The sequence below is a fragment of the Streptomyces sp. FH025 genome, assembly GCF_017427025.1.
Taxonomy (GTDB): Bacteria; Actinomycetota; Actinomycetes; order Streptomycetales; family Streptomycetaceae; genus Kitasatospora.
The window spans coordinates 1-5,628 of record NZ_JAFLNG010000518.1; the positions used below are offsets into that span (position 1 = coordinate 1).

General features: G+C 71.6%; 3 protein-coding genes and 1 pseudogene. 3 read left to right on the forward strand and 1 reads right to left on the reverse strand.

The window, feature by feature from the left end; translation table 11 throughout:
• Positions 1 to 50 precede the first annotated feature (50 nt).
• The 3 genes from pta to pyk all read left to right on the forward strand — a co-directional run bounded on the left by pta (position 51) and on the right by pyk (position 4,922).
• On the forward strand, positions 51 to 2,180 hold the full coding sequence (gene pta / locus J0670_RS28240) for a phosphate acetyltransferase (RefSeq protein WP_207814522.1): 2,130 nt from the start codon (positions 51 to 53) through the stop codon (positions 2,178 to 2,180).
• On the forward strand, positions 2,177 to 3,400 hold the full coding sequence (locus J0670_RS28245; RefSeq protein WP_207814523.1) for an acetate kinase: 1,224 nt from the start codon (positions 2,177 to 2,179) through the stop codon (positions 3,398 to 3,400). The genes pta and J0670_RS28245 overlap by 4 nt, the downstream gene beginning before the upstream one ends.
• Before the next feature lie 94 nt (positions 3,401 to 3,494).
• Complete coding sequence (gene pyk / locus J0670_RS28250; protein WP_207814524.1) at positions 3,495 to 4,922, forward strand: pyruvate kinase; 1,428 nt, start codon at positions 3,495 to 3,497, stop codon at positions 4,920 to 4,922.
• Between the two features lie 73 nt (positions 4,923 to 4,995).
• Here pyk and J0670_RS28255 read toward each other — a convergent pair.
• Positions 4,996 to 5,628: pseudogene (locus J0670_RS28255) on the reverse strand (hypothetical protein); the annotation flags it as partial.

A 5,628-nucleotide genomic window follows, 5' to 3' on the forward strand; every position in this document is an offset into this window, starting at 1 on the left:
GGTATGGTCGATATGACCACCTTCCGAGACGACGGGACGGAGACATCCGCGTGGCGCGCAGCGTGTACGTGACCGGGATCGACCGGGGGGACGGCCGGCAGGCGGTCGAACTCGGGGTCATGGAACTGCTCACCCGCCAGGTGGACCGGGTCGGGGTGTTCCGGCCGCTGGTGCACGCCGCCGAGCCCGGCGAGCCGGGGTCGGACCACGTGGTCGAGCTGCTGCGCGGGCGCTACCGGATCGACCTGCCCGGCTCCGAGCTGTACGGGCTCACCTACGAGGAGGCCGCCGCGCTCCAGGCCGCCCAGGGGCAGGACGAGCTGGTCTCCACCCTGGTGGACCGCTTCCACGCGGTGGCGCGCCGCTGCCAGGCGGTGCTGGTGCTCGGCACCGACTTCGCCGACACCAACATCCCGGACGAGCTGGCCTTCAACGCCCGCCTCGCCAACGAGTTCGGCGCCGCCGTGCTGCCGGTGGTCGGCGGGCACGGCGAGGACGCCGAGGCGGTGATCGCCGAGGTGCGCAACGCCCACCGGGCGTACACCGACCTCGGCTGCGAGACCCTGGCGATGATCGCCAACAGGGTCGCCCCGAGCGCCAAGCAGCGGATCCAGCGCACGCTCACCGAGAAGCTGCCGATCCCCGCCTACGTCATCCCGGAGGAGCCGGCCCTGGCCGCGCCGACCGTCGCCCAACTGGTCGAGGCGACCGGTGCCGACGTGCTGCTAGGCGACGCCGCGGGCCTGGCCCGGGACGTGCGCGGCTTCGTCTTCGGCGGCGCCATGCTGCCCACCTTCCTGGACGCGCTGACCGAGGGCGCCCTGGTCGTCACCCCCGGGGACCGCGCCGACCTGGTGGTCGGCTCGCTGGCCGCGCACGCGGCCGGCGCCCCGCCGATCGCCGGCGTGCTGCTCACCCTCGGCCAGCACCCCGGCCCCAACATCATGTCCCTGGCCGCCCGGCTCGCCCCCGGCACCCCGGTCGCGGTCGTCCCCGAGGGCAGCTGGCCCACCGCCGCCACCCTGACCCACCTGGAGGGCAAGCTCACCGCGGCCAGCCCCCGGAAGGCCGAGATCGCCCTCGGCCTGTTCGAACTGCACGTCGACACCGCCGAGTTGACGAACCTCATCGAGGTCGGCCGGTCCGAGCGGGTCACCCCGATGATGTTCGAGCACGAGCTGCTGGAGCGCGCCCGCGGCGACCGCCGGCACGTGGTGCTGCCCGAGGGCGCCGAGGAGCGGGTGCTGCGCGCGGCCGAGATCCTGCTGCGCCGCAACATCTGCGACCTCACCCTGCTCGGCGAGACGGACGCGGTGCGCCGCAAGGCCGCGAGCCTGGGCATCGACCTCCCGCAGGAAGTGCCGGGCGCCGACCGCGCCCAGGTCCGGATCGTCGACCCCGCCACCAGCCCGCTGCGCCGCCAGTTCGCCGAGCTGTACGCCCGGCTGCGCGCCCACAAGGGGATGACCGTCGAGCTGGCCCTGGACGTGGTCACCGACGTCTCCTACTTCGGCACCCTGATGGTCCAGGAGGGCATCGCCGACGGCATGGTCTCCGGCGCGGTGCACTCCACCGCGGCGACCATCCGGCCCGCCTTCGAGGTGATCAAGACCTCGCCGGGCGCCTCGATCGTCTCGTCCGTCTTCTTCATGTGCCTGGCCGACAAGGTGCTGGTGTACGGCGACTGCGCGGTCAACCCCGATCCGAACGCCCAGCAGCTGGCCGACATCGCGATCCAGTCCGCCGCCACCGCCGCCCAGTTCGGGGTCGAGCCGCGGGTCGCGATGCTCTCCTACTCGACCGGCACCTCGGGCTCGGGCGCGGACGTCGACAAGGTCCGCAAGGCCACCGAGCTGGTCCGCGAGCTGCGCCCGGACATCCTGGTCGAGGGCCCGATCCAGTACGACGCGGCGGTGGACGCCCACGTCGCGGCCACCAAGCTGCCGGGCTCGGCGGTGGCCGGGCGGGCGACCGTGCTGATCTTCCCGGACCTCAACACCGGCAACAACACCTACAAGGCCGTCCAGCGCTCGGCCGGCGCGGTCGCGGTCGGCCCGGTGCTCCAGGGGCTGCGCAAGCCCGTCAACGACCTCTCGCGCGGGGCGCTGGTGCAGGACATCGTCAACACCGTCGCGATCACCGCCATCCAGTCCCAGGACCGTAAGGAGCCCAAAGCATGAGTGAAGGCACCCGCGTTCTGGTTCTGAACGCCGGCTCCTCGTCCGTCAAGTACCAGCTGATCGACATGCTGGACGGCGCCAAGCTGGCCTCCGGGCTGGTCGAGCGGATCGGCGAGCCCAGCGGCCGCCTGGTGCACACCCCGCGCTCGGGAAAGCCGCGCGAGGTGCTCCAGGTCTTCCCGGACCACGCGGCCGCGCTGAAGGCCGTCTCCGAGGAGCTGGCCACCGACGGGCTCGGCCTGGACTCCCCCGAGCTGGCCGCGATCGGCCACCGGGTGGTGCACGGCGGCAAGCGGTTCACCGAGCCGACCGTGATCACCGACGACGTGCTCAAGGAGATCCGCCGGCTGATCCCGGTCGCGCCGCTGCACAACCCGGCCAACATCACCGGCATCGAGGTGGCCCGCGCGCTGCGGCCCGACCTGCCGCAGGTCGCGGTGTTCGACACCGCCTTCCACGCCGCGATGCCCGAGTACTCGGCCCGGTACGCGATCGACAAGGACGTCGCCGACGAGCACCGGGTGCGCCGCTACGGCTTCCACGGCACCTCGCACCAGTACGTCTCGCGGGCGACCGCCCGGCTGCTCGGCAAGGACCCGGCCGAGGTCAACGTGATCGTGCTGCACCTGGGCAACGGCGCCTCCGCCTCGGCGGTCAGCGGCGGCCGCTGCGTGGACACCTCGATGGGCCTGACCCCGCTGGAGGGCCTGGTCATGGGCACCCGCTCGGGCGACATCGACGCCGGCGTGGTGTTCCACCTGCACCGGGTCGGCGGGCTGTCCATCGACGAGATCGACGACCTGCTCAACCGCCGCAGCGGCCTGCGCGGGCTGTGCGGCGACAACGACATGCGCGAGATCATGCGCCGGGCCGAGGCCGGGGACGCGGACGCGCGGCTCGCCTTCGACTCGTACATCCACCGGCTGCGCAAGTACATCGGCGGCTACTACGCGGTGCTCGGCCGGGTGGACGCGATCGCGTTCACCGCGGGCGTCGGGGAGAACGCGGCGCCGGTGCGCGCGGCGGCCACCGCGGGGCTGGAGGAGCTGGGCATCGCCGTGGACGCCGAGTTGAACTCGGTGCGCTCCGGCGAGGCCCGGATCATCTCGCCCGGGTACGCCCGGGTGGCGGTCGCGGTGGTGCCCACCGACGAGGAGCTGGAGATCGCCCGACAGGCCTTCGCCCTGGTGCACCGGGAGGGTGAGGAGTCCGAGGACTGACACCCTTTCGTCTCACTCCTCGGAATCCTTCGTCGGCGATTCCCCACGATTCGTGCCGAATGCACCTATAACACGAACGGATAGACTGATCCATATGCGCCGAGCGAAAATTGTCTGCACCCTGGGTCCGGCGACGGACTCCTACGAACAGCTGAAGGCCATCGTCGAGGCGGGCATGAACGTCGCCCGACTGAACATGAGCCACGGCAACCACGCGGACCACGAGGAGCGGTACCGCAAGGTCCGCCAGGTCTCGGAGGACACCGGCAAGGCCATCGGCGTCCTGGCCGACCTCCAGGGTCCCAAGATCCGTCTGGCGACCTTCGCCAACGGCCCGGTGACCGTCGACAACGGCGACGAGTTCACCATCACCACCGAGGACGTCCCCGGTGACCAGCACATCTGTGGCACCACCTACAAGGGCCTGCCCGGCGACGTGAAGCCCGGCGACCCGATCCTGATCAACGACGGCGTCATCGCCCTGGAGGTCGTCAGCGTCGACGGCCCGCGGGTGAAGACCGTGGTGATCGAGGGCGGCGTGCTCTCGAACAACAAGGGCATCAACCTGCCCGGCGCGGCCGTGAACGTGCCCGCCCTGTCCGAGAAGGACAAGGAGGACCTGCGCTTCGCGCTGCGCCTGGGCGTCGACATGGTCGCCCTGTCCTTCGTCCGCAACGCGGAGGACATCAAGGACGTCCACGAGGTCATGGACGAGGTCGGCATCCGGGTGCCGGTCATCGCCAAGATCGAGAAGCCGCAGGCCGTCGAGGCCATGGAGGAGATCGTCCTCGCCTTCGACGCCATCATGGTCGCCCGCGGCGACCTGGCCGTGGAGTACCCGCTGGAGCGGGTGCCGCTGGTCCAGAAGCAGCTGATCACGCTGGCCCGCCGCAACGCCAAGCCGGTCATCGTCGCCACCCAGATGATGGAGTCGATGATCCACGCCTCGCGCCCGACCCGCGCCGAGGTCTCCGACGTCGCCAACGCCATCCTGGACGGCACCGACGCGGTGATGCTCTCCGCCGAGTCCAGCGTCGGCAAGTATCCGGTCGAGACCGTCCGCACCATGAGCCGGATCTGCGAGAAGGCCGAGGAGGAGCTCGTCTCCCAGGGCCTGCAGCCGCTCAACCCGGGCCGCAAGCCGCGCACCCAGGGCGGCTCCGTCGCCCGCGCCGCGTGCGAGCTGGGCGACTTCCTGAACGGCAAGGCGCTGGTCGCGTTCACCAAGTCCGGTGACACGGCCCGCCGGCTGTCCCGCTACCGCTCGCCGATCCCGGTGGTCGCGTTCACCCCGGACGCCGCCACCCGCAACCAGCTCTCGCTGAGCTGGGGCGTCCAGGCGTACGTCACCGAGCAGGTGGCCACCACGGACGCGATGGTCGAGCAGGTCGACCGCGAGCTGCTGCGCATGGGCGAGCTGAGCGAGGGCGACACCGTGATCGTCACCGCCGGTGTCCCGGTCGGCGTCCCCGGCACCACCAACATGGTGCAGGTGCACCGCCTGGGCAGCCACGGCGAGTAGCACCCGGTCGTACGAACGCCGACGGGGCGGTCCTCCTTCGCGGAGGGCCGCCCCGTCGGCGTTTCCGCGCCCGCTACTTGTCGCTGTAGGGCGCGTCGTCGTTGAACATGCGCATCCCGGGGATGTGCAGGGTGCCGCCGAACTGGCCGGCCTGCTTGGCGGTGACCCCGGTCAGCTCCAGGTCCAGCGGGATCGGGATCGAGCCGATCAGGTCGTACAGCCAGCGCGGCAGGGTGTCCGGGGTGAGGGTGATCTCGCCCAGGTCGATCGGGATCGGCAGGCCGAGCACCTTGGACAGGTGGCCGGAGAGCCGCTCCACGTACATGGTGACCGGGCCCTTGCGCATGGTCGAGGTCGAGCCCGGGGCGCCCTGGACGTGGAAGGTGACGCCGTTGCCCTCAAGAGTCGACATGTCGAGGTTGTCGATGTCCACGCTGTCCACCACGAACTTCAGCACCCGCTTGCTGCCGGTCGGGGTCTTCACGTCGTAGACGCCGTGGAAGGCCGCGCCGTGCAGGGCCAGCCGGCTGGTCACCAGCGTCCAGTTCTGCTCCGGGACGACGTGGCCGGGGGCGGCCGCGCCGGCGGTCAGGCCGCGGGCGTCCACGTCGCAGTTGGGGTTCGCGGTGGGCGAGGCGGTGGGCGAGGCGGACGGCGAGCCGGAGGCGCTCGCGGTGGGCGCGGGGGTCTGCGCCGTCGGGGTCGC

Excerpts from the sequence above, each read along its gene's own strand:
- J0670_RS28245 (WP_207814523.1), top strand. The coding sequence starts at position 2,177 with ATGAGTGAAGGCACCCGCGTTCTGGTTCTGAACGCCGGCTCCTCGTCC.
- pyk (WP_207814524.1), top strand. The coding sequence starts at position 3,495 with ATGCGCCGAGCGAAAATTGTCTGCACCCTGGGTCCGGCGACGGACTCC.